The sequence below is a fragment of the Edwardsiella piscicida genome (genome assembly GCF_001896205.1).
Taxonomy (GTDB): Bacteria; Pseudomonadota; Gammaproteobacteria; order Enterobacterales; family Enterobacteriaceae; genus Edwardsiella; species Edwardsiella piscicida.
Window position 1 is genome coordinate 2,655,144 of sequence record NZ_MPNU01000001.1, and the last position, 23,536, is coordinate 2,678,679.

21 protein-coding genes and 1 riboswitch are annotated in these 23,536 nt (G+C 63.7%); of the genes, 4 read left to right on the forward strand and 17 right to left on the reverse strand.

The window, feature by feature from the left end:
- Together moaC and moaA are read right to left on the reverse strand one after the other, a co-directional pair.
- Positions 1-405: cyclic pyranopterin monophosphate synthase MoaC (gene moaC, locus BRD58_RS12135; RefSeq protein WP_236721597.1), on the reverse strand; the 405-nt coding region annotated here is incomplete at its 3' end.
- Between the two features lie 37 nt (positions 406-442).
- Complete coding sequence (gene moaA / locus BRD58_RS12140) at positions 443-1,432, reverse strand: GTP 3',8-cyclase MoaA (RefSeq protein ID WP_034167925.1); 990 nt, start codon at positions 1,430-1,432, stop codon at positions 443-445.
- Positions 1,420-1,562: riboswitch (molybdenum cofactor riboswitch) on the reverse strand. (Overlaps the previous gene by 13 nt.)
- 325 nt (positions 1,563-1,887) lie before the next feature.
- Between moaA and BRD58_RS12145 the strand changes: the two genes are divergently transcribed.
- Positions 1,888-2,796: a gluconeogenesis factor YvcK family protein gene (locus BRD58_RS12145; protein WP_073383137.1), complete on the forward strand. Its 909-nt coding sequence runs from the start codon at positions 1,888-1,890 to the stop codon at positions 2,794-2,796.
- A gap of 19 nt (positions 2,797-2,815) precedes the next feature.
- Here the strand turns inward: BRD58_RS12145 and BRD58_RS12150 are convergent, their stop codons facing one another.
- Complete coding sequence (locus BRD58_RS12150; RefSeq protein WP_073383141.1) at positions 2,816-4,018, reverse strand: nicotinamide mononucleotide deamidase-related protein YfaY; 1,203 nt, start codon at positions 4,016-4,018, stop codon at positions 2,816-2,818.
- 214 nt (positions 4,019-4,232) lie between these two features.
- Between BRD58_RS12150 and tyrP the strand changes: the two genes are divergently transcribed.
- Positions 4,233-5,450: a tyrosine transporter TyrP gene (tyrP, locus tag BRD58_RS12155; protein ID WP_012849180.1), complete on the forward strand. Its 1,218-nt coding sequence runs from the start codon at positions 4,233-4,235 to the stop codon at positions 5,448-5,450.
- A gap of 182 nt (positions 5,451-5,632) precedes the next feature.
- A complete protein-coding gene (gene trpS, locus BRD58_RS12160; RefSeq protein WP_012849181.1) occupies positions 5,633-6,664 on the forward strand; it encodes a tryptophan--tRNA ligase in 1,032 nt (343 codons plus the stop codon).
- 91 nt (positions 6,665-6,755) lie between these two features.
- On the opposite strand, the gene BRD58_RS12165 is transcribed toward trpS, so the two are convergent.
- The 8 genes from BRD58_RS12165 to BRD58_RS12200 all read right to left on the reverse strand — a co-directional run bounded on the left by BRD58_RS12165 (position 6,756) and on the right by BRD58_RS12200 (position 15,533).
- Positions 6,756-7,310, reverse strand: coding sequence for a YfaZ family outer membrane protein (locus tag BRD58_RS12165; RefSeq protein ID WP_012849182.1), 555 nt, complete (start codon positions 7,308-7,310; stop codon positions 6,756-6,758).
- Positions 7,311-7,603: 293 nt separating this feature from the next.
- Positions 7,604-9,004, reverse strand: coding sequence for an o-succinylbenzoate--CoA ligase (gene menE / locus BRD58_RS12170; protein ID WP_073383146.1), 1,401 nt, complete (start codon positions 9,002-9,004; stop codon positions 7,604-7,606).
- Complete coding sequence (gene menC, locus BRD58_RS12175; protein ID WP_012849185.1) at positions 8,992-9,963, reverse strand: o-succinylbenzoate synthase; 972 nt, start codon at positions 9,961-9,963, stop codon at positions 8,992-8,994. The genes menE and menC overlap by 13 nt, the downstream gene beginning before the upstream one ends.
- Positions 9,963-10,820: a 1,4-dihydroxy-2-naphthoyl-CoA synthase gene (gene menB, locus BRD58_RS12180; RefSeq protein WP_012849186.1), complete on the reverse strand. Its 858-nt coding sequence runs from the start codon at positions 10,818-10,820 to the stop codon at positions 9,963-9,965. Before menB ends, menC begins: the two co-directional genes overlap by 1 nt.
- 50 nt (positions 10,821-10,870) lie before the next feature.
- The gene (gene menH, locus BRD58_RS12185) at positions 10,871-11,644 is read right to left on the reverse strand and encodes a 2-succinyl-6-hydroxy-2,4-cyclohexadiene-1-carboxylate synthase (protein ID WP_073383150.1); all 774 of its coding nucleotides are present in this window, start codon (positions 11,642-11,644) and stop codon (positions 10,871-10,873) included.
- Positions 11,641-13,320: a 2-succinyl-5-enolpyruvyl-6-hydroxy-3-cyclohexene-1-carboxylic-acid synthase gene (menD, locus tag BRD58_RS12190; RefSeq protein ID WP_073383154.1), complete on the reverse strand. Its 1,680-nt coding sequence runs from the start codon at positions 13,318-13,320 to the stop codon at positions 11,641-11,643. The genes menH and menD overlap by 4 nt, the downstream gene beginning before the upstream one ends.
- A gap of 241 nt (positions 13,321-13,561) precedes the next feature.
- Entirely contained in the window at positions 13,562-14,890 is a 1,329-nt protein-coding gene (menF, locus tag BRD58_RS12195) for an isochorismate synthase MenF (protein WP_012849189.1), read from the reverse strand.
- Positions 14,891-15,029: 139 nt separating this feature from the next.
- Complete coding sequence (locus tag BRD58_RS12200) at positions 15,030-15,533, reverse strand: DUF1097 domain-containing protein (protein ID WP_012849190.1); 504 nt, start codon at positions 15,531-15,533, stop codon at positions 15,030-15,032.
- 294 nt (positions 15,534-15,827) lie between these two features.
- Between BRD58_RS12200 and BRD58_RS12205 the strand changes: the two genes are divergently transcribed.
- The gene (locus tag BRD58_RS12205; protein ID WP_015461910.1) at positions 15,828-17,294 is read left to right on the forward strand and encodes a C69 family dipeptidase; all 1,467 of its coding nucleotides are present in this window, start codon (positions 15,828-15,830) and stop codon (positions 17,292-17,294) included.
- Between the two features lie 59 nt (positions 17,295-17,353).
- On the opposite strand, the gene hybE is transcribed toward BRD58_RS12205, so the two are convergent.
- Genes hybE through hybO form a run of 6 tightly spaced genes read right to left on the reverse strand, consistent with a single transcriptional unit; the run spans position 17,354 to position 23,344 of the window.
- Positions 17,354-17,866, reverse strand: a complete 513-nt coding sequence (gene hybE, locus BRD58_RS12210; protein ID WP_012849192.1) for a hydrogenase-2 assembly chaperone — start codon at positions 17,864-17,866, stop codon at positions 17,354-17,356.
- The gene (locus BRD58_RS12215) at positions 17,856-18,350 is read right to left on the reverse strand and encodes a HyaD/HybD family hydrogenase maturation endopeptidase (protein WP_012849193.1); all 495 of its coding nucleotides are present in this window, start codon (positions 18,348-18,350) and stop codon (positions 17,856-17,858) included. Before BRD58_RS12215 ends, hybE begins: the two co-directional genes overlap by 11 nt.
- Positions 18,350-20,053, reverse strand: a complete 1,704-nt coding sequence (gene hybC / locus BRD58_RS12220) for a hydrogenase 2 large subunit (protein WP_012849194.1) — start codon at positions 20,051-20,053, stop codon at positions 18,350-18,352. Before hybC ends, BRD58_RS12215 begins: the two co-directional genes overlap by 1 nt.
- A complete protein-coding gene (gene hybB, locus BRD58_RS12225) occupies positions 20,050-21,240 on the reverse strand; it encodes a Ni/Fe-hydrogenase cytochrome b subunit (RefSeq protein ID WP_012849195.1) in 1,191 nt (396 codons plus the stop codon). The genes hybC and hybB overlap by 4 nt, the downstream gene beginning before the upstream one ends.
- A complete protein-coding gene (hybA, locus tag BRD58_RS12230; RefSeq protein WP_012849196.1) occupies positions 21,233-22,216 on the reverse strand; it encodes a hydrogenase 2 operon protein HybA in 984 nt (327 codons plus the stop codon). Before hybA ends, hybB begins: the two co-directional genes overlap by 8 nt.
- A 3-nt stretch (positions 22,217-22,219) precedes the next feature.
- On the reverse strand, positions 22,220-23,344 hold the full coding sequence (gene hybO / locus BRD58_RS12235; RefSeq protein WP_012849197.1) for a hydrogenase 2 small subunit: 1,125 nt from the start codon (positions 23,342-23,344) through the stop codon (positions 22,220-22,222).
- Positions 23,345-23,536: the final 192 nt, after the last annotated feature.

Consider the following 23,536-nt stretch of genomic DNA (forward strand, 5'->3'; position numbering starts at 1 on the left):
CTTCTGCACCGCTTTGCACATGTCATAAATGGTCAGCGCGGCCACCGAGGCGGCGCTCAGCGCCTCCATCTCTACCCCGGTCTTGCCGCACAGACGGCAGCAGGTCTCGATGCGCACCCGACTGTGGGCCGGTTCGACGCTCAGCGTCACCTCGACCTTGCTCAGCAGCAGCGGGTGGCACAGCGGGATCAGCTGCCAGGTGCTCTTGGCGGCCTGGATCCCGGCGATGCGGGCGGTGGCAAACACATCCCCCTTAGGGTGTTTACCGTCGATGATCATCGCCAGGGTATCCTGACGCATGGTGACATAGGCCTCGGCGCGCGCTTCACGTACCGTCTCCGCCTTGGCGGAAACGTCAACCATGTGCGCCTCGCCGGCCGCATTAATATGGGTTAACTGGCTCATCGTTCTTCGCTGTATAAAGGTGGGTCTACCCGGCGGACTAGCCGCCGATGAAAGAAAGGTTCTGGGTATGGCCGCTGTCGCCCTGATGCAGGAAGTGGCTCTCCCGCTTATGGCGCAGGGCTGCGGCGATGCGCGCCTGCAGCGCCGCCTGCTGCGCATCCTCCTGCAGCAGATCGCGCAGGGCGATCCCCTGCTCGCCGAACAGGCACAGATGCAGGTTGCCGACGGCGGACACCCGCAGACGGTTACAGCTGGCGCAAAAGTTCTTCTCATAGGGCATGATCAGACCGACCTCGCCCAGATAATCCGGATGCCAGAAGACCTGCGCCGGACCGTCGCTGCGCCCCGGCAGACGACGCTGCCAGCCCGCCGCCAGCAGCTGGGCACGGATAGTTGCGCCGGACACGTGATGGCGGCGGAACAGCTCGCTGCCGTCGCCGGTCTCCATCAGCTCGATAAAGCGCATCTGAATCGGTCGGCGGCGAATCCAGTGCAAAAAAGCCTTCAGACTGCCATCGTTGACGCCGCGCATCAGCACGGTATTGACCTTGATTCGCTCGAAGCCGGCATCAAAGGCCGCATCGATCCCCGCCATCACCTGCGCGAAGCGATCCTCGCCGGTAATGGCGTGAAACTGACGGGCATCGAGGCTGTCCACGCTGACGTTGATCGCCGTCAGTCCGGCATCGCGCCAGGCGCCGACGTCGCGCGCCATGCGATAGCCGTTGGTGGTCACCGCCAGCGTACGGATCGCGGGATTCTCGCGCACGGCGGCGACGATATCGCAAAAATCGCGACGCAGGGTGGGTTCACCGCCCGTAAGGCGCACCTTTTCGGTGCCCAGCGCGGCAAAGGCATGGCTGATACGGCGGATCTCATCGCGCGATAAGAAGCGCTTGGCAGCGTGGCTATCTGGACGATAGCCGTCCGGCAGGCAGTAGGTGCAACGAAAGTTGCACACATCGGTGACTGACAGACGCAGATAATAGAATGTGCGCGCAAATGCGTCGGTTAACTGGGACACGATAAACACCTTTCCAAGTCGGGAGGCGCCGGCATTTCTACCTGACACCCTGGTGGCGCGAAGCCACGGCCAAGAGACCTTATCTGCGCAGGAGCGCACACTTAGGCATCAGGGCTCGGAGTTCAAAAATACCCGCGCGGGCGGCGTGCTGCCGCAGGCCATAGCGGGCTGTTGCTGAAACCTCTTCTTTGCCTCGGACGGCGCAGACGCACTCCGGGGCAAAAAAGACGCGACGGTCAACGGACCGGTGCAGCGCAGGCGCTCAGCGCGACCTTCTGCAGCGGCCAAGCGTTATATAATCAAAAATATAACGCTTATATCTCAGTAGGTTAGTCTTCATAGTAACCAAAATCACGCCGGTTGCAATTGATACATGTCACGCAACCGCCGCGCGGCTTCGCCTTTTTCGCGCCGATCCGCTATCGTAGGCGCCCCCACTGCGCCCGAAAAGGAACCCTATGCGAAACCGCACCCTGGCTGATTTGGACTGTGTGGTCGCCCTCGGCGGCGGCCATGGACTGGGCCGCGTCATGTCGGCACTCTGCCCCCTTGGCCCGCGGCTGACCGGCATCGTGACGACGACCGATAACGGCGGCTCAACCGGGCGTATCCGGCGCGCCGAAGGCGGCATCGCCTGGGGCGACCTGCGCAACTGCCTGAACCAGCTGATCACCGAGCCCAGCGTCGCCTCGGCCATGTTTGAATACCGCTTTAACGGCAGCGGCGAGCTGGCGGGGCACAATCTGGGCAACCTGATGCTCAAGGCGCTGGATCACCTGAGCGTGCGGCCGCTGGAGGCGATTAACCTGATCCGCAGCCTGCTGAAGGTGGACGCCCAGCTGATCCCCATGTCCGAGCAGCCGACCGACCTCTGCGCCATCGCCGAAGACGGCAGCCGGATCCACGGCGAGGTCGATATCGATAGGCTGCAGCAGATGCCGCGCCAGCTGCTGCTCTCCCCCACCGTGAGCGCAACCCGCGAGGCGATTGAGGCCATCGGCCGCGCCGACCTTATCCTGCTGGGCCCCGGCAGCTACTTCACTAGCCTGATGCCCATTCTGCTGGTCGACGAACTCAGCCAGGCGCTGCGGCGCACCGGGGCACCGCTGGTCTATATCGGCAATCTGGCCCGCGAACATAGCCCGGCCGGCGCGCTACGGCTGCCGGAAAAGCTGCGGCGCCTGAGCGATGCCATGGGCGGACGCCACATCGACGCCGCGATCGTCGGTCCGCAAACCGAGATCGACCGTATCGACGCCAGCATAACCCTCGTACAGGGGCCGCTGGCCGCCGACGATATTCCCTACCGCCACGATCGGGCGCGGCTGCGCGCGGCGATTGAGCAGGTGCTACAGCGGCTCGGCTAGGCGGTCCCGCCTGCGCGGACTAGACCCCCTCTCGGCGTTCCAGACAACGCGGCCACTCATAGTGACCAAAGGGCGAGCGCCCATCCAGGTAGCGGCACAGCATATCCAGCGCCAGCGTCGCGCACGCCTCCCGGCGCAGCGTCTGGCTGTGGCGGGCGGAGGGAAAGCACAGCGTCTGGCCAAAGCTCCCCCGCGGAGTATGCAGCGCCAGCGTCAGGGTATCCTCCAGCAGCTCACCGCTGGCCAGCGTCAGCACCCCCGCGCGGCCGGCGGAGAGTATTCGCGCCCGCCCCATCACCTGATCCAGCGTCGGGTGCCCCTCATGCGCCAGCAGCTCGCCGTTCACCAGCGGCGCATCCGCCGCCCGCAGCCAGCAGTGGATCAGCCCGGCGCTGAACTGTTCGCTCAGCGCCAGCCTGACGCCCGCGCGCCGCAGCGCGGCGGCGGCGCGCGCGGCGATGCCGTCGCATCCGTCAAACAGCAGGTTTTCCGCCACCGCGGCGCGGATCTGCGCCCAGGCCGTCTCCATCGCCGCCGCCTGCTCGGCGGGACCGGTCAGCTTCAGCTCAATGATCGGTGACGCGGAGCGGTAGCCCAGCGTGCAGCCGGGGGGCAGCGGTAGCGTCTCCAGCTGTTCAGCCAGACCGCTCTCGGTGCGGCCAAAGGTGCTCAGCCGCAGACACAGCGGCGGCGGCGGCAGACGAAAGCGCTGCCGCAGGCGCGGCAGGATCTGCTGCTCGACCATCAGCATAAACTCGCTGGGCACTCCGGGTGTAAAGAAAATAAGACAATCATGCAGCGTAACGGCAAAGCCGCAGGCGGTGCCGATCGGGTTATCCAGCACCTCGGCCCCGACCGGCAGCCAGGCCTGCTTACGGTTGCTGGGGGGCATGCTCCGTCCGCGCTGGGCGAACCAGACCTGCATCCGCGCCATCCAGGCGTCGTTCTCCTCCAGCGCCACCCCCAGCACCTGAGCCGCCGCCTGGGTGCTGAGATCGTCACGGGTCGGCCCCAGGCCGCCGTTGACAATCAGCACGTCGGCGCGTCGAGCAGCGCCCGCTATCGCCGCACACAGCGCCGCGATCTCGTCGCCCACCGTCGCGCGGCCGCACAGCGGCGCGCCGTGCTCAAACAGCCAGCGCCCCAGCCAGGCCGCGTTGCTGTCCAGGATATGACCGTGCAGCACCTCATCGCCGCTGCTCAACATCTCAACTCGTAACATGGTTCACTCCGTTTTAGGCCCTCTCCCACTTTAGGAAGTGTCCGGACGATGCACAATACCTCTCGCCGCGCCGGCGCCGACGATCCGATGCCGACGACGCCCCTTTGTGTGTAAATAAATAATTACATATAATGTAACGTCAGTTTGACGAAGGTGATATTTTCCCGTACGCTGCCATTAAATAACTCCCTGGAGCAGTAAAGCAGAGGAAAGCGTGAGAAATCGTACAATTGGCAGTATTTTTATCGTGGCAGGAACCACCATTGGCGCAGGGATGCTGGCGATGCCGCTGGCCGCCGCCGGCGTCGGCTTTAGCACCACGCTGGTGATGCTGATCGCGCTGTGGGCGCTGATGTGCTATACGGCCCTGCTGATGGTCGAGGTCTATCAGCATGCCCCGGCCGATGAGGGGCTGGGCACCTTGGCCCGCCGCTATCTGGGGCGTCCCGGCCAATGGTTGGCCGGTATCAGCATGCTGTTCCTCATGTACGCGCTCACCGCGGCCTATATCAGCGGCGCCGGTGAGCTGCTGGCTGCCAGCCTGGGGCAGTGGCTGTCGCTGTCGGTCTCGCCGACCCTGGGCGTACTGCTGTTCACGCTGGTCGGCGGCACGATTGTCAGCGTCGGTACCCATTCGGTCGATCTGTTCAATCGCCTGCTGTTCAGCGCCAAAATCGTGCTGCTGGTCGTGATGCTGGCGCTGATGATGCCCCATATTCAGCGCACCAACCTGCTCAGCCTGCCGCTGGAAAAAGGGCTGGCGCTGTCGGCCATTCCGGTCATTTTTACCTCCTTTGGATTCCACGGCAGCGTGCCGAGCATCGTCAGCTACATGAAAGGCGATATGCGCCGCCTGCGCCTCATCTTCATTACCGGCAGCGCCATTCCGCTGCTGGCCTACATTTTCTGGCAGCTGGCCACCCTGGGCGCCATCAGCAACCATACCTTCCTCGGCCTGCTGGCGACCCACGCCGGGCTGAACGGACTGCTGCAGGCGGTGCGCGCCGTGGTGGCGACCCCTCACGTCGAGCTGGCGGTGCATCTGTTCGCCGACCTGGCGCTGGCGACCTCGTTTCTCGGCGTGTCGCTGGGGCTGTTTGACTATCTGGGCGATCTGTTCCAGCGCCGCCGCAGCGCCTCCGGGCGCCTACAGACCGGTATGCTGACCTTTATTCCCCCCCTGGCCTTCGCCCTGTTCTATCCGCAGGGGTTCGTCATGGCGCTGGGCTACGCCGCCATCGCGCTGGCGGTGCTGGCGCTGCTGCTACCGGCGCTGCTGGTATGGCAGACCCGCCGTCGTCACGGCGGACTGCCCAACGGCTACCGGGTCGCCGGCGGCCGCCCGCTGCTGTGGCTGGTGCTGCTGTGCGGCGTCGCGGTGATCGCCATACAGCTGTCGATCGCGGCCGGGCTCTTGCCAGCGGTGGGATAAGGCAGTATGGTGAAACGATGAAAAGCACACTGTTCCGTCTGACCCCCTTTCGCTGGTGGCGCCGTTTACTGCGGCGGCCCGATACTGTGTACTTCTCATTTCAGTGACCAAGCCGCCGGAAGGCGGCTTGATGTTTTCTATGGACGCACTCCGGCGCAGCTATCGATTAACGGAGAGCGACCATGCAACACCTTTCTTCCCCCAACCACGTTGAACAACACATCTGCCTGAGCGGCGATCGTCCCACCGGCCCACTGCATCTCGGCCACTACGTCGGCTCCCTGCGCCAGCGCCTTGCGCTGCAGCAGCGCTTCCCGCTGTATGTGATGATCGCCGATCTGCAGGGGCTGACCGATAACGGCAGCCGCCCGCAAAAGGTGGCAGACAACATTCTGCAGGTGATGGCGGACTACCTGGCGGTCGGCATCGATCCCCAGCGAGCGACGCTGTGCCTGCAGTCGGCGCTGCCCGCGCTGGCGGAGCTGACGATGCTGTATATGAATATCGTCAGCGTGGCGCGCGTGGCGCGCAACCCCACGGTAAAAACCGAAATTGCCCAGAAAGGCTTTGCCCACTCGCTGCCGGCCGGGTTTCTGCTCTATCCGATAAGTCAGGCCGCCGATATCACCGCGTTCTGCGCCGATCGTATCCCGGTCGGCGACGATCAGCTGCCGATGCTCGAGCAAACCAACGAGATCGTCCAGCGGATGAACGCCCTGCTGCCGCAGCCGGTGCTGCGTCCCTGCCAGGCGATTCTCAGTCAGGTAGGCCGACTGCCGGGCATCGACGGCAACGCCAAGATGTCCAAATCCCTGGGGAATGCCCTGCCGCTCAGCGCCGATCCCGCGCAGATCCGGGCGGCGGTTCACGCCATGTACACCGATCCCGCCCACCTGCGGGTCAGCGATCCGGGACGGGTCGAGGGCAACGTCGTCTTCACCTATCTCGACGCCTTTCATCCCAGCGCCGACCGGGTGGCCGAGATGAAGGCGCACTACCGGCGCGGCGGCCTCGGCGACAGCCAGTGTAAACGCGAGCTGGAGGCGTGTCTGCAGACCCTGCTGGCGCCGATCCGTCAGCGGCGCGCCGAACTGTTGGCGGATCGCGCCCAGCTGCTGCAGATCCTACAGGCAGGAAGCGAACGGGCGCGCGAAGTGAGCCAGCAAACGCTGGTGGCGATCAAACGGGGGCTGGGACTGCCGCTGATGTACTGAGTCGAGAGAGGAAAAAGGGAGAGAGACAGGCAGAGACGAACAGGGACGCGCGGGAAAAGCAGGCGGCGCATTCGCGCCGCCGCACCGATCGTCAGAAGCTGAGACCGACGCCAACGTAGGGACCATCGGCGATCGCGTTATCGCGGTGACCGTTTTTACCGGCCAGGTTGATATAGCGGTAGCCGACGTCCACGCTCAGCGGACGCATCACGTTCCAGCGCACCCCACCGGTGGCCTCCGTGTAGTCTTTGATCCCGCTGGACAGGGAGTCCGGCGCATAGTAGGCCGAGCCGTACAGAGCGAAGCTTTGCCCCAGCGGCAGGTTAACGCCACCGCCGATCGCGACGGCATAGTCATCGCTGCCGCCGCCGCTGTGCTTCGGATTCATATACATGGCCTTACCGCCTACCGAGATGATGGCAGAACCCAAGGGTACGCCCAGCCCCAGGCCCAGACCAACGATATCGCCGTCGTTATCGCTGTGCGCCCAGTTCAGGGTTGAGTACAGGCCTGACGACTCGGTTCCCAGACCGACTTCAAGATTGGTAAAATCTTTACCGGCCTGTCCGTTCAGGCTGATCGCCTGAGCCGCCCCGCTCAACAGTAGCGCGCTGCCGGCTACCAGGCAGTAAAACGACTTCTTCATTGAATTTTCCTTATCAAACATAAAAAAATGTGCTCCAACATTTTCCCGGCGCCCAGCCGCTCGGCCGGTGAAAAATGCGCCTCCGGCATCCGCCCGCCCAGCGGGGTCATCGGCTCACCGCCCCGCGCCGCGTACCATCGGCGGCGGGAGGGGGCGCAGAGCGCCTCGAGGGCGTTAGCATAGCGGGAAGTCCGGGGAAACAGAATAAAAAAAGCGCCTCGTTGCCAACCCGGGCGCACTATTTAAGATTATCCCGACGTCGCCGTACGGCGAACCGGCGGCATAGCCTACCCTCAGCGCCGCGCCGCCTGCGCGCGGTAAGCCTGCTCGGCCCACTGCTGCACCTGACGACGAGCGATTTTAATTCCGCCGCTTTTCAGCGTCTCGGGCAGCAAAAGCCAGGCTACCGGGCGCTGAAAGCGCGCTACCCGGCTTTCCAGCCAGGCGGCCAGCGACGCCGTCGCCACGCTGCACTCCACCACCGCCAGCGGACGCTGACCAAACTCGGCGTCATCCACCGGCACGATAAAGGCCTGAGAAACCGCCGGATGCTGCTGCAGAATACGCTCGATATCCTCCGGCTGGATCCCCTCACCCCCGCTGAAAAACTGGTTATCCAGCCGCCCCAGTATGCGCAGCTCACCGGACGCCCACGCGCCGCGATCGCGGGTATGAAACCAGCCGTCGTCGCCCAACAGCGGGTGCAGTCGGCCCTCCTGCCAGTAACCACAGGCCAGGCTGTCACCGCGCAGCAGGACTTCGCCGTCCGCCGCCAGGCAAACCTCACGCTGCGGCAGCGCCGTCCCCACGCCCGGCAGGGCATCCGCACGCTTGGCGCACACCGTCGAGGCCATCTCCGTCAGACCATAGCCGCACCAGCAGCGAATGCCGCGCGCCTCCGCCGCCTGGGTCAGCGCCAGCGGGATCATCGCCCCGCCCAACAGCACATCGCGCAGCGCCACCGGCTGGGATGACTGCAGCAGACGCCACAGCTGGGTCGGCACCAGCGACGCATGGCTGCAGCCGTCCAGCGCCTGCTCCAGCGGGTGCATCGCACGCAGCGCCAGGCGAGCGCCGGCGAGCAGCCAGCGCCAGACGATCCCCTGCCCGGAGACATGGTACAGCGGCAGCGACAGCAGCCAGGTATCCTGCGCCGTCAGCGGCATCAGAGAGAGCACGCCCCGAGCCGACGCCAGATGCGCGGCGGCCGTATGCACCGCCGCCTTGGGCATCCCGCTGGACCCCGAGGTCAGCGTCAGCGTCGCCTGGCGCTGGGGGGACCACGGCGCCGACGCCGCGGCCGCGTCCGCACGCAGGCGCAGCGCCTGGATCCCCTCGGGCCAGGTCAGCGCCGGCGCGGGCGCCAGATCCAGCGCAAAGGCCACATTGAGCCGCGGCAGCAGGACATCGAGCAGCGCGGCGGGCAGCTGTGGGTTCAGCGGCAGCACCCGGGCGCCCAGCTGCAGCAGCGCCAGATAGGCATACAGCGTCTCAAGCCCATTCTTCGCCCGCAGGGCAACGACGGCCCCGGAGACGACGCCCTGTGCGCTGAATCCGCCGGCCAGCCCATCAATGCGCTGCGCCAACGTCTGCCAGGCAATCACCTCGCCGTCGCTACGCAGCGCGCCGTCGGCCGGGCGCTGGCGCGCCCAGTGGCGCCAGGGCCAGTCGTCGACGCCGCTTAGGCCTGCCATACCCGGTCCAGCGTATCCTCACCCCACAGCGGTAACGTACAGGCCGGCCAGGCCCGCAGCAGCTGCGCCTGCATCAGCGTCAGGGTATCCAGACCCGGCGGCGTCTGCGGCGTCAGCCAGGCCGCCATGCGCGCCAGCTGGCTCAACCCCAGGCTGGACTCAATGCTGGAGCTGATCACCGCGCTCAGTCCCGCCTGATGCGCCTGCGCCACCAGCTGCTGGCAGCGCTGCAGGCTACCGGTCAGGGTCGGCTTGATGATGATAGCCGCCACGCCCGGCTCGGCCTCGACGCGGAAGTCCGCATCGCGCACGCTCTCATCCCAGGCGATGGCGATCCCGGTGTCGCGGGCAAAGGCGCGCGACTCATCGCGGGTCTTACACGGCTCCTCCAGGAACAGAATGCGATCGCGCCAGGCCGGATTGACATACTTGGCAAAGCCATCCGCCTTGGCCCGGGTCCAGCTACGGTTGGCATCCAGACGCAGACGCAGATCCGGCAGCGCCTCCAGCAGCAGGTTGACGATCATCCCGTCGCGCACCGCCTCATACAGCCCGACCTTCACCTTGGCCACTTTTTCGCCGGGGATCGACTGCAGCGCCTGAAACAGCGCATCGGGGTCGCCGTTGCACAGCGTAGCGGAGCGGTAGTTGGCCGCCTGCGGCAGCGTGCCGGACAGCTCCGCCAACGCACAGCTCAGACCGAAGGCAACCGACGGCAGCGGACTCTCCGCCGGCGTCGCGCCCGCCTGCCACGCCGCCAGCAGCTGGCATGCCGCCTCCTGCGCCTCGGGCAGCGTTTCACGGCTAAACTCCGGTAACGGGGCTATCTCGCCCCACCCTTCACGCCCGTCCTCACGCAGTCGCACCAGTAGCCCATCGCGGCTTTTCAACCGCTGGTTACGCAGCGCAACGCCGGCTTCCACCGGCAGACGGTAGCGATACAACGTGACCTGACGCATTACGGATTCCGCTTAAACTTGGAAAAGTCCGGCTGACGCTTTTCATTAAATGCGTTGCGCCCTTCCTGCCCCTCTTCCGTCATGTAGAACAGCATGGTGGCATTCCCCGCCAGCTCCTGCAGACCGGCCTGACCGTCGCAGTCTGCGTTGAGCGCCGCCTTCAGGCAGCGCAGCGCCATCGGGCTATTGCGCAGCATCTCACGGCACCAGCGTACGGTCTCTTTTTCCAGATCGTCCAGCGGCACCACGGTGTTGACCAGCCCCATATCCAGCGCCTGCTGCGCGTCATACATCCGGCACAGGAACCAGATCTCGCGGGCTTTTTTCTGACCGACGATGCGCGCCATATAAGAGGCACCCCAGCCGCCGTCGAAGGAGCCAACCTTCGGGCCGGTCTGACCGAACTGGGCATTCTGCGCCGCGATGGTCAGATCGCACATCATATGCAGGACGTGGCCGCCGCCGACCGCATAGCCGGCAACCATCGCCACCACCGGCTTCGGACAGGTGCGGATCTGACGCTGGAAGTCGAGGACATTGAGATGATGCACACCGCTGTCGTCGCGGTAGCCGCCGTAGTCACCGCGGATCTTCTGGTCGCCGCCGGCGCAGAACGCCTTATCACCGGCGCCGGTCAGCACGATCACCCCGATGCCGTCGTCATAGCGCGCGTCGGCCAGCGCCTGCAGCATCTCTTTCACCGTTAGCGGGCGAAATGCGTTACGCACCTGCGGGCGGTTGATGGTGATTTTGGCAATACCGTCGGCGGACTTGTGATAGAGGATATCCTCAAAGTCGCCGCTGCAGTCCTGCCATGCGATCGGGGCATACAGCTCTTGTTCGCTTGGATACAGCATAATACGTTTCCTGTTAATAATGGTGCCGACCCGGCGGCGCGTCTGGCGCGTCAGCCGGGAGTTGATGTCATTAAAAAGGTCCCCAGCGCGTCGAGAAACGCCCGTGGGTTGGCGCGGTGGGCGTTGTGGCCGGCGCCGTCTATCAGGCGAACCGCCAGCCGCCAGCGCCCAGCCAGCGCGCGAAACTTGGCGTCCCGCTCACCGCACAGATAGCATAAAGGCGAGGTCAGCGCCGCCAGCGCCGCGCCCAGCGGCGGCTGGGCACCCAGCGAGGTCGCCTGCAGCATCTGCGCCAGCGCCGCACCGGACTGTCCGGCGCGCAGCGCCACCAGGGCGGCCCGCGACGCCGCGTTCAGATCGGCGAACACCGGCTGTCGATACCAATCGTCCAGCACCTGCGCCAGCGGCTCGCGGCGCAGGCGCTCGGCCCAGCGGCCGTCGTGCGCCCGCCGCGCCTGGCGCTCCGCGGCCGTCTCCAGACCGGGGTTCCCCCCTTCGACCGCCAGCGCCCATAGCCCGGGTGCTCCCTGGCAGCCATGATACATCGCCAGGCGACCGCCCAGCGAATAGCCGATGAGCCCATAGGATGTTACCCCGGCGGCGCGCAGCGTATCGCGCAGCGCGGCATCGCACTGGGCAAAGTCGTCCACCGTCAGCGCCGCCGACTCACCGTGTCCCGGCAGGTCGATCAGCACGTGCGCATACTGCGGTAATGCCTGCGCCAGCGCCAACCACTCACGGTGACTGCCGAGAAAGCCATGCAGCCATACCAGGGTCGGCGCCGCGGGAGACGCGGCCGCCAGGCGGCGGTAGGCCAGGATCACAGCGCAGCCACCTTACCCAGCAGTTGCTGCAGCGCCTCCGCGCCCGTCGTGCCCGGCACCCGCAGTTCGATCAGCGTCGTCCCGCTGTGCCGCCAGCCCTGGGCGACCGCCTCGCTCAGCGCCGCCCAGTCCGCTGGGCAGGCGTAGGCCAAATCAAACAGCGCCGCCGCGTGGCGGAAGTCCACATTCTGCGGCATCAGGTAAAAACGCTCGCGCTCCGCCGGCGGCGTCGGCAGCATGGAGAAAATCTGTCCGCCGTTGTTATTCACGACGATCACCACCGTCGGCGCCGTCACCTGGCGCAGCAGCGCCAGGCCGTTAATATCGTACAGCGCCGACAGATCGCCGAGGATCGCCAGCGTCGGCAGCCCGCTGCCGCGCTGTACCCCGGCAATGGTCGAGACCAGGCCATCGATACCGCTGGCGCCGCGGTTGCTGTATACCGGATAGCCTGCGGGCAGCTGCCCCAGCGCATCGACCAGACGCACGATCAGGCTATTGCCGACAAACAGCTGTCCCCGCAGCGGCAGCAGCTGCGCCAGCCGATGCGCCACCTGCGCCTCGCCAAACGACGCCTGCAGCGTCTGCTCAACGCACTGGGCCGCCCGCTCGGCCAACGCCTTCAGCTCGGGTGCCCAGGGGGCGGCAGGCTGCGCCGGATGCGCCTGTAACCATGCCTGCACCGGCGCCACCAGACGGCGGCCGCGGTGACAGGCGGGATCCAGCCGCCCCGGCAACGGATCGATCAGCCAGTAGCGCTGCGGTTTACAGGCCGCCTGCCACTGCAGCAGGCGCTTCCCGGTCAGGCTGGCGCCAAACTGCACGACGATCTCGGCCTGCGCCAGCAGGCGGCGCGCCTCGGCGTGAGGCAGCCACAGATCGGCGCAGGGCAGCGGCTGGCCGCTTTGCGACAGCACATCCCCCAGCACCGGCCAGCCCAACGCCTCACCCCAGGCGGCCGCCTGCCGGCCCGCCTCGGCGTCAACGCGGCCAATCAGCACCACCCCGCGACGGCGGCGCCACTGCGCCCAATCCGTCTCGGCGCGCACCACGCCCGCATAGGGGGCGCTCTCCTGCAGCCAGGGCGTCTCGCCCTGCCACCAGCTGCCCAGCGCCGCAGACCATCCCTGCTGCCCATCGTCATCCTCGCCGTACAGCGGCTCGGCGAAGGGGCAGTTGATGTGCAGCGCGCCGTGGTCGAGGCGAGCCATGGCGCTATCGACGCTAGAAACCAGCCAGGCGGCGGAGATATCCGGCGTAGGCCTTGGAAGATTGAGGGTTTCCGTCGGGTGAGAGGCGAACATGTTCTGCTGGCGGATCGCCTGGTTGGCGCCGCAGTCGATCAGCTCCGGTGGGCGGTCGGCGGTCAGCAGGATCAGCCGTTCACCGGTCAGTCCGGCCTCGATCAGCGCCGGATAGAGATTGGCGACGGCCGTTCCCGACGTGACGATCACCGCCACCGGCTGGCCGCTGACCTTAGCCAGCCCCAGCGCCAAATGCCCCAGGCCGCGCTCGTCGAAGTGGGTATGGCTATGCAGGCGGGGATGGGCCGCCGCCGCCATCGTCAGCGGCGTAGAGCGGGAACCGGGAGCGATACAGACATGACGTACGCCGTGACGGGTCAACGCTTCAAGCAGCACCGAGGCCCAGCGACGGTTAAACAGAATAGATGACATGGCGACTCAACAGTGACTTAGCGGATTGCGCGTCCTGCGGCTGCAGCGAACAGGCTGGCAGCGGCTTCCCTGACGCACGCGTTGGCATACAGTGCACCTCCACCCAGAGACACAATGTAACGCCATGATTTAAAAGAGAATCAAATGTAAAATATGACCAATATGGTACACCAGACGCCCTCATATCACAATCCGTGTGCTGCGCATGTGTCGCCCCGATCGCAGCTTTCGCCACCGGGTGCTACAGGCTTTCGCCCTCCAGCAGCGTACGCAGACCGGCCGCCTTATTCTCAATCTCCAGCCACTCCTGCTGCGGATCCGAGCCCGCCACGATGCCGGCGCCGGCGTACAGATGGATGCGATCGTCTTCGATCAGCGCCGAGCGCAGCGCAACGGCAAACTCGGCCTGAACCAGCGAAAGGTAGCCTGCGGAGCCCGCGTACCAGCCGCGCGCAAAGGGTTCATCGCGCATAATAAAATAGCGAGCTGGCTCACGCGGCAGGCCGGCCACCGCCGCCGTCGGCTGCAGACGACGCAGGCATTCGGCGTCATCCTGCCGGTTGAGGGTCACCCGAATGCTGCGGCGCAGGTGCTGCACCTTGCGCAGCGCCACGATCTCCGCCGCCATCACCTCCAGCGTCGGCGCGCCCGCGCCGCTGCGCAGGCGTTGACAGATATCATCGACCACCAGCAGGTTCTCATGCTGATTCTTGCCATCCTGCATCAGCCAGGCCGCGTTATCCCGGCGCTGCGCCTCGTTTTCGCCGCGGGCGACGGTACCGGCCAGCGCTTCGGTCTCCAGCTGCACCCCGATGCGACGGTACAGCCGCTCCGGCGACGATCCCAAAAATGCCCGGTGCGGCGCCAGCGCCAGCATAAAGTGGTAGCAACGGTGGTTGACCGCTCGGCTGGCGGCCAGAAACTGCGCCGCGCGCAGAGGCTCACTGAGGGTCAGGGTGGTGCGGCGCGCCATCACCACCTTGGCAAATTCATTACGGGCGATCGCCGCCAGCGCCTGGGTCAGCAGCGCGCACCAGGCGTCGCGATCGGGCTGATGGGCGGCGCTCAGCACCTGGGCCTGTAGGGCGCCCAGCGGCTGCGGCGGCAGCAGCGCGGCCAGATCGCTCAGCGCCCGCGGCAGATCCGCCTGCAGCGACGTTTCGCTGTACAGGTATACCACCAGCTCGGCCCTATCGCCGCGGCGCAGCAGCGCCAGACGCGGCAAAAACAGCAGGCTCTCCACCTCACCATAGCCATCCAGCGCCACGCGATCGAAGGCATTCAGCCCCCAGATCCGCAGATCCGGCTGGCCGTGTCGCCGAATAAACGCCTGCGCCTGCTCGGCATCGCGAAACACCTGCAGCGCCCCACACACCGCGGCCTCTTCTTCATCGCTGCGGTGGCGCCAATAAAACTGCGGGTACAGCGGCTGGGTCGCCAGCCACGTCAGCATCGAATCACTGTCATGCGCCGCAAAGGGCAGCGCCACTCTGACCAGTCCCGGACCCTGCTGGGCCGCTTTCTGTAGCAGGGGGACAATGCGTTGTATCAGAGCGGTAAAATGGTGCACGACAACCTCGGTCGGGGATAACTGCGGTTAGGAGAGTGGTGAATTATACGGGGGATTAAAGAGAAAAAAGCGGATGAAGGTGATATCGCTCTCACTGGCGGACAATCGTTGAAAAAGCCGCCAGCGTGACGTCCCCGATTTAGCGCACCTCTGCGCCGTCGGCGCGCGCGTCATCCGGCAGCGGCGTACTGCGGCGCCGGCGAGCCGCCAGCCACAGACCGCTGTTTTTCATCCCGTAGCCAAACAGCAGCCCCAGCAGCAGCGACGGAATCACCAGGCGCCAGTCACCGCCGGCGGCAAAGGTGGCGCAGCAGCCGATAAAGGTTCCCGGGACAAAGGAGAGCCAGCGCTGACAGGCCTGAACACACATCAGAAAGGCCACCACGCCGGTCAGCCCATACCCCAGCAGCGCCATATGCGGCTGCAGCGCGCTGCCGTTGATGATGATCTCCGCCCAGAACACGCCGCTGCACAGGGTACACAGTGAGATGCCCAGCCCCTTCAGCCCCCCCTGCGGACAGGCAAAGTACGCGGTACAGCCCAGGAAACCGGCCCAGGCCGACAGCCCGAGGCTGATGGCGACCCATCCCCACACGGCCGACAGAATCCCCGTAGTTAAGGCAATGGCAAGTAAGACGGACATCGCAGACACTCCTGATACAAAAAGCGTAGTGTAGCGGCGAATCGGCAATATTCATTGATGGACATCACACCGCTATTTGATGAGGTTGCGATTATTACAACACAAAGTGACATTAATCACACTTTTTGGCGATTTTATGCGGTTTATTCGATCCGCTATGCTCGACGAGCGCTGTGGTCATTTCCGCTTACAAAAGGTAACGCGCTTTTTATTAGCATGGTTTGTAACTGACGCTGACGCGATCTACTGTGAAGAAGATTTACGAAACAATACCTATAACGATTGGAGTCACTTATGAAAACCACTCTGCTTGCGGCAGCGATCGCTACGCTGTGCGTCGGTCAGGCCATGGCCTGCACGACGATACTGGTGGGCAATCAGGCCACGACCGATGGTTCTTTTATCGCAGCGCGAAATGAAGACTACTCAGCAAATAACGCCAAGCATATGGTCATCCACCCGGCGGCCCATAATCAGCACGGGGTGTTTAAATCCCACGGCAATGACTTTACCTACCCGCTACCGAAAGAGGCGCTGCGCTACACCGCCATTCACGACTTTGATACCCAGGATAAATCAATGGGTGAGGCCGGCTTCAACGCCGCCGGCGTCGGCATGACCGCGACCGAAACCATCTACAACGGGCAACCGGCGCTGAAGGCCGATCCTTATGTAGAGAAAACCGGGATCACGGAGGATGCTATCCAGACCGTGGTACTGCCGCGGATTCACAGCGCGCGTGAGGGCGTTGAGCTGCTGGGCAAGATCATCGAGCAGAAAGGCGCCGGCGAAGGCTTTGGCGTGGCCTTCGTCGACCAGCACGACCTGTGGTATCTGGAGACCGGCAGCGGCCACCAGTGGATGGCGACCCGTCTGCCGGCGGACAAGTACCTGGTCTCCGCCAACCAGGGCCGCCTGCGTCAGTACGATCCGAAAGACACCGCAAACTACCTGGGCTCTCCGACCCTGATCAGCTTTGCCGAACAGCATGGGCTGTACAACCCGAAAGACGGCGCCTTCGACTTCCACAAGGCCTACTCCCAGGACGTCGAAAACGATGTGACCTATAACTATCCGCGCGTCTGGACGCTGCAGCACATGTTCAACCCGCAGCTGAAGACCACCATCACCGACGGTAAAAACTTCCCGGTCTTCCTCACCCCGGCCAAGAAAATCAGCATTGCCGACGTCGAGCAGGCGCTGCGTAACCATTACCAGGGGACCGCGCACGACCCCTATGCCAACAACAACCCGCAAGAGCCTTACCGCCCGATCTCCGTATTCCGCACCCAGGAGTCGCACATCCTGCAGGTGCGTCCTCACCTGCCAACAGCGATCGGCGAGGTGGAATACGTCGCCTTCGGAATGTCTGCGCTGAGTGTCTATGTCCCTTACTATCAAGGCATTGAGCACTATTTGCCGGGCTATGACAAGGGGAGCGATCGGGCCAGCGATGACTCCGTCAACTGGAAGTTCCGCACGCTGCAAACCCTGGTGATGCAGGATTACAACGCCTATGCGCCGGACGTTCAGCGCGCTTATAACGCGTTTGAGCAACAGACCGCCCTGCGCCAGCAGAGCATGGAGCAAGAATACCTGAAGCTCTATAAAGCACAGCCGAAGAAGGCCCAGCAGCTGCTGCAACAGTTTGAAGATAAAACTATGCAGGACGCGCTGACGCTGACCGATCAGTTGACCAGTCAGGTCGTGACCAAGATGACCCATGCCACCGACATGAAGTATCACTTCGAAGGGGCATAACGCCGGGCTCTGTCCATAAAAAAACACCCCGCTGCGCGGGGTGTTTTTTTTAGGGACGCTTAACCGCGGCGGCTGAACAGCGCGCGCCGGGAAAGATCCACCTCGTGGGTTTCTGCCACCGGCAGGGAGAGCAGCATGGTCAGCGTATCGCGCATCAGCTGTTCGGCCTGCTCGGCCTCCAGATGGGGATCGAGAGGCGACATCAGCGAACACGAGAGCAGCTGTCCGCTCTGCGGTAGCTCGCCGACCATAAAGGTCATGTTGCCGCGCGGCAGCTGCAGCGCCAGACGATCGCCGATCTTGCGCGCCGGCCACTCCTGATCCGGCCCCGGCAGGATCACCACGCTCAGCATCCACGGCGTCAGCACGCAGCCGATCCACTGCCCGTCAAACGGACGCATCACGGCGCTGACCGGGATCCCGGCGCGGTAGAACGGCAGATCGTGCATCTCGCCCGTGGCGATCTGCTGATACTGCGCGATCAGCTGCGCGGCGGGATCGCTATCGAACCCCACGCGCCCAGCCACCATGCCCTGCTCCGGCGGCGCATCGAGCGGGAACTCACTGTGCATGGATATCCCCCTGATGCAGGGCCTGGATCCCCTGCTCACGCAGGATAGCCAGCACTCTGTCCATCGCGACCGGCACCGCGCTGGCGATCGCCGGCGTCAAACCGATGTTCGGCTCCAGCGACTGCGGCTCAATACCGACCAGCGTCAGCTTCTTCGGGAACTCGTCCGTCAGACGCAGCGCCGACAGCACGTCGGCCAGCCCCAGCTGGTGTGGCGAAATCTTACGGCTAAACATCGCCGGGACTTCGTCGTCGCGCAGCGTGATGACGCTGCCGGGTTCGCTGCCGCTGAATACGGCGTCCACCACGATCAGGTGATCGCGGCAGGCCAGGTACTCCAGCAGCTCCATGCCGGCGGTGCCGCCGTCCATCAGCTCGACGTTGGCCGGAAAGCGGTAGTCGCGCTGCAGGCGCTCGACGATACGCACGCCGACCGCCTCATCGCTGAGCAGCAGGTTTCCAATCCCGAGAATCAGCGTATTCATTACAGAATTTTCACCTTGGTGGTTTCGCCGTCCAGGGTGTTCACCACGTGCACCGCGCAGGACATGCAGGGGTCGAAGGAGTGCACGGTGCGCACCACCTCCAGCGGCTTGTTGATGTCCGCCACCGGCGTGCCGACCAGCGCCTGCTCGTACGGGCCCGGCTCATCCTGGCCGTTACGCGGGCCGGAGTTCCAGGTTGACGGCACCACGGCCTGGTAGTTGGCGATCTTGCCACCCTTGATGACGATCCAGTGCGACAGTGCGCCGCGCGGTGCTTCTTCGAAGCCGACGCCGCGGTACTCTTTGTTCGGGTCGATTTCGGCCGGGATATAGGCCACGTGATCGCCTTTACCGATATTGTCGATCAGCGCCTGCCACTGCATCATCAGGGTATCTTTCAGCACGCAGCAGCGCACCGCGCGGCCAATGATGCGCCCCATGGTGGAGTGCAGCTGTTCGACCTGCAGAGTCTTGCCGGTCAGCGTCTGGTACAGCCCATTGACTTCGTTGTAATGCTTAACGGTGTCTTCATGCTTGGCCGCCAGCTTCACCAGCAGATCGGCCAGCGGGCCGACTTCGACCACCTTGCCGTACAGGGTCGGTGATTTCACCCAGGAGTACTTACCGTCTTCCTGCCAGCCGGTATAATTCGGCTCGGTTTTCCCTTCCCACGGCTTCAGGTTGGCGTCGTCCTGATACCAGGAGTGCTTGCTGCACTCGGCGATACCGGCGATCAGCCACGGATCCTGCTGGCTGTTGATCGGGCGGTAGTTGGCCATGTCGCCGTTTTCAATGTAGCCGCCCGGCAGCAGGAAGCTACCGCCGTCGCCGTCGGTCGGCAGCTCCGGCACGCTCAGGTAGTGCTGAGCGCCGCGGCCCAGGGTCATCCACTCCGGATAGTTAGCCGCGATGATCGCCGCATCCACCTTGTACACCTGCTCAATGAAGTCGCCCAGACGTTCGATGAACATCTTGACGTACATCAGGCGCTCCAGGTTGAGCACGCTCGGCGCGTTGAGGTTGATCGGGTTGGCCACGCCGCCGACCGCCAGGTTCTGGATATGCGGAGACTTACCGCCCAGAATGGCGACGACGCGGTTGGCGTCACGCTGGCACTCCAGCGCCTGCAGGTAGTGAGCGACGGCGATCAGGTTCACTTCCGGAGAGAGCTTCATCTCCTTGTGGCCCCAGTAGCCGTTGGCAAAGATCCCCAGCTGGCCGCTGTCGACCAGGTTACGGATCTTCTGCTGTACCTTGGCGAACTCGCCGGCGCTGTTCAGCTTCCAGGCGGAGACGCCCTGCAGCATCGCTTCACACTTGTTCGGATCGGCCTTCAGCGCGGCGGTGATGTCCACCCAGTCCATCGCCGACAGCTGATAGAAATGCACGATATGGTCGTGAATGCTGTGCGCCGACAGGATCAGGTTACGGATATACTGCGCGTTCACCGGGACCTTGGCGCCGACGGCGCTTTCAACAGCGCGAACGGAGGCGATGGCGTGGATGGTGGTACACACGCCGCAGATACGCTGAACGATCATCCAGGCGTCGCGCGGGTCATTACCCTTAACGATGTCTTCCATCCCGCGCCACATGGTGCCGGATGACCAGGCTTTAGTCACTTTGCCGTTTTCGATCTCGCAGTCAATGCGCAGATGGCCCTCGATGCGGGTAATCGGGTCGATAGTAATACGTTGGCTCATACTTTAGCTTTCCCTTGGGCCTGATAACCTTGGTGTTTTAAATGGTCAAGCGCTGGCAACACCGGCAGCAGCCGGATCAGCAGCAAATAAGCAACGACTTCAATAGCCACAAAGCCCATTGAAATCAGCACCTCTTCAGAGGTTGGAAAATATCCGTAGCCGTTGCCCGGCACAAAGGCCAGCAACGAGTAGTTCAAGCGCCACAGGGCCGAGCCGAGCAGCATGCTCAGCGCGCCGACAAACAGAATGCGCGAGTCTTTACGGCAGCGCGCAGAGCAGAATGCCAGCAGCGGGAACAGCATCAGCATCGCCTCACACCAGAAGCTGACGGAGTAGCGATCAAACTGGAACAGGTAGTGCAGTTTATCATGCATCGCCAGCTCGCCGAAGCGCAGCACCAGGAACAGCAGCAGGAACACCTGGATCACCCGCACCAGCTTGGCAAACAGGGTTTTCTCATCGGGGCCGCGCCCGCGCAGGCCAGCCTGCACCAGCGAGCCTTCAAAGACCACGATGGAGAAGCCCATGATAAAGGCGGTCAGCAGCGACAGCAGCGGCAATAGCTCGTAGCTCTGCCACAGCGGATGCACCTTCTTACCGGCGGCGATCATCAGCGAACCCATGGAGGACTGGTGCATGGTCGGCAGCAGCGCACCCAGCGCCAGAATAAAGAACATGACCTTATTCAGGCGTTTCAGCGACACCTTCCAGCCGAAGCGCTCCAGGATAACCGGCGCAAACTCCAGCGCCATCACGCCGATATACACCGTCATACAGGCCGCCGTTTCAAACAGCACCGAGGAGGTGTTGAAATGCCCCGGAATGTAGAAGTACGGCAGGTTCCAGTAACGGCCCACGTCGATGGTGATGGAAAGGCCACCGAGGGAGTAGCCGAACAGGCTGGCCAGCAGCGCCGGACGCACCAGCGGGTGGTATTCGCCGCGGTTAAACACGTACACCGCCCAGGCCAACGCCCAGCCGCCGCAGGCGAAACCGGTGCCGATCAGCAGGTCAAACGCGATCCAGATCCCCCACGGATAGCCGCCGTTCAGATCGGCGACGGAGCCGATACCAAAGATCAAACGCTTCAGGATAAACATCCCGCACAGCAGGATGAACGGGGCCAGCAACACGACGGGCCAGCTTACCAAACGCCCGCCGAGCGGACTGGCTTTATGATCACTCATTATCATCGTCTCCGTCATGGTGATTCTTGGTATTTCGATAGGTCATTACCGAAAGACCGGCCAGGACCACCAGCGGCAGGATCATGCCTTTGTACAGCGTATGCTGAATGTGCTCGGAGCGGGCGCCGGTAGACAGCTCATCCAGCTGCGGCATCCCCAGCTTAGCGTAAGGCACACCCGCCAGAACCAGAACCTGGGTACCGCCCCCCTCTTTCTCGCCATACACGTAAGGCTGATAGTGGGCGACCGGGTGCTGGTAGCTGTCGTTGCTGTGCAGGGTCTGACGCGGATAGGCATACTCTGCGCCGGGACGCGCTGCCAGACGCTTCTTGGCCTCAGCCAGCAGCTCTTCGCGGGTACCGTAAATCACGGCGCCGGCGGGGCAGACTTCAACGCACCCCGGCAGCTTGCCCTGATCGATACGCTCCAGCCCCTTCTGGTTGCACAGCTCACACTTGTGCAGCGCACCGAACGGGTTATGGTAATCGTACTTCGGCACATCGAACGGACAGGCCACCATGCAATAGCGACAGCCGGTGCAGACGTCCGGATCATAGGTCACGATCCCGGTTTTAGGATCTTTGCGCAGCGCAGAGACCGGACAAACGGAGACGCAGTTAGGATCGACGCAGTGCATGCACTGCTTCTTGATGTAGGCGTAGCCGTTTTCCACCTGATCCTTATTAACCCCGGTGCCGTCACGCCATACCTGAATAATGTTATTGGTATAGGGCGTCAGCTTGTCGTTGTTAGACCAGATCGGATCGCCGTTCGGGTTCAGCTGATTTTTGTTCAGCCGCTGACACTCCGCGACGCAGGCCTGACAGCCGACGCACAGCGTTGAGTCGTACAGCATCCCCACCGCCGTCGGGATCGGCGGCTTGTTCTCGGCCGCTGCCTGAGCGCTGCCGGAGGCGGCAGTCCCCGCCGCCAGCGCGCCGACAGAGGCGAACTTCAGAAAATTTCGTCTGTTCACGGTTTACTCCTCCCGTGAATCGTGTTGATCCGCCTGGTTACGCTTCTGCTGGCGACCCAGCTCACGCACAGCCATCAGACTCACCCCGGCCAGGATCCCCAGCGCGCCGCCGATAAGGCCGGTGGCCGTCGGCGAAATATGTCCGCCCTCTTTGTTATCCACCAGCGGTTTTTCCGCGCGCGGCGTCGGGTTTTCTACGCTGGAGAGCTGGAAGATCCCCTTGGTAAAGCCGACGCCCTGCTCGTTACAGCCGTAGCACGGGTGGCCGATGCCCACCGGCCAGATGCCGCCGCCGATGTCGCAGAACTCCAGCGTCGAGCAGTTGCCGTAGGTTTCCGGCCCCTTACAGCCAAGGTGATACAGACACCAGCCCTGACGGTGGCCGTAGTCACCGAACTCTTTGGCGAAGCGACCCGCGTCGAAGTGCGGGCGACGCTCGCAGTTCTCGTGGATCAGGCGCTCGTAGGCAAACAGCGGACGGTGCTTGCTGTCCAGCTCCGGCAGCTTGCCATAGGTGATGTAGTAGACCACGGTGGTCAGGAAGTTATGCGGGTTCGGCGGGCAGCCCGGGATGTTGATCACCGGACGACCCAGCGCCTCTTCCAGGCTGACGGCGCCGGTCGGGTTACCGCCGGTAGCCGGAACGCCGCCCCAGGCGGAGCAGGAACCAATGGCGATCACCGCGGCCGCATCGGCGGCTGCCTTGCGGATCTGATCGACGATAGGTTCACCGGCCACCATGCAGTACACGCCGCCGTCTTTCAGCGGAATGGAGCCATCCACCACCAGGACATATTTGCCCTTGTAGCGCGCCATGGCGTTGTGCAGGTTCTCTTCAACCTGATGACCGAAGGCCGATGACAGTACCTCATGATATTCCAATGAGATGGTGTTCAGCAGCAGCGTTTCCAGCGTCGGGTGCGTGGAACGCAGCAGGGCCTCGGTACAGCCAGTACACTCCTGGGCACCGATCCAGATAACCGGAGGACGCTGCGGACTGGTGATCGCTGCCGCCATTTCCGCCGCCGCATTGGAGCTTAACCCTAGTGTGGCGGCCATGCCCGCGCACAGTTTCATAAAGTCACGACGATTGATGCCGTGAGCGGATAAAAAAGAATCCTCAACCATTCTGCAGTTTCCTGTTTATGCGCATTCGTCTGGTGGAATGCTTTCAGGGGCGCAATGCTAAGGATTTGCCCCCCCGCTGTGGTTGATCTTCATCAAGTTGACTGGCTTTTTTTACGCTATAAGGGGATTTATGTGAAACAGAGCGATTCAGCCCTGGCCATCTGTTCAAAAAGCCCTCAATTAATTCATACA

Bases quoted from the DNA above. Each gene is read 5' to 3' on its own strand.
- BRD58_RS12145 (WP_073383137.1), top strand. From the start codon at position 1,888: ATGCGAAACCGCACCCTGGCTGATTTGGACTGTGTGGTCGCCCTCGGC.
- BRD58_RS12150 (WP_073383141.1), bottom strand. From the start codon at position 4,018: ATGTTACGAGTTGAGATGTTGAGCAGCGGCGATGAGGTGCTGCACGGT.
- trpS (WP_012849181.1), top strand. From the start codon at position 5,633: ATGCAACACCTTTCTTCCCCCAACCACGTTGAACAACACATCTGCCTG.
- BRD58_RS12165 (WP_012849182.1), bottom strand. From the start codon at position 7,310: ATGAAGAAGTCGTTTTACTGCCTGGTAGCCGGCAGCGCGCTACTGTTG.
- menE (WP_073383146.1), bottom strand. From the start codon at position 9,004: ATGGCAGGCCTAAGCGGCGTCGACGACTGGCCCTGGCGCCACTGGGCG.
- menC (WP_012849185.1), bottom strand. From the start codon at position 9,963: ATGCGTCAGGTCACGTTGTATCGCTACCGTCTGCCGGTGGAAGCCGGC.
- menB (WP_012849186.1), bottom strand. From the start codon at position 10,820: ATGCTGTATCCAAGCGAACAAGAGCTGTATGCCCCGATCGCATGGCAG.
- menD (WP_073383154.1), bottom strand. From the start codon at position 13,320: ATGTCATCTATTCTGTTTAACCGTCGCTGGGCCTCGGTGCTGCTTGAA.
- BRD58_RS12200 (WP_012849190.1), bottom strand. From the start codon at position 15,533: ATGTCCGTCTTACTTGCCATTGCCTTAACTACGGGGATTCTGTCGGCC.
- BRD58_RS12205 (WP_015461910.1), top strand. From the start codon at position 15,828: ATGAAAACCACTCTGCTTGCGGCAGCGATCGCTACGCTGTGCGTCGGT.
- hybE (WP_012849192.1), bottom strand. From the start codon at position 17,866: ATGCACAGTGAGTTCCCGCTCGATGCGCCGCCGGAGCAGGGCATGGTG.
- BRD58_RS12215 (WP_012849193.1), bottom strand. From the start codon at position 18,350: ATGAATACGCTGATTCTCGGGATTGGAAACCTGCTGCTCAGCGATGAG.
- hybC (WP_012849194.1), bottom strand. From the start codon at position 20,053: ATGAGCCAACGTATTACTATCGACCCGATTACCCGCATCGAGGGCCAT.
- hybB (WP_012849195.1), bottom strand. From the start codon at position 21,240: ATGAGTGATCATAAAGCCAGTCCGCTCGGCGGGCGTTTGGTAAGCTGG.
- hybO (WP_012849197.1), bottom strand. From the start codon at position 23,344: ATGGTTGAGGATTCTTTTTTATCCGCTCACGGCATCAATCGTCGTGAC.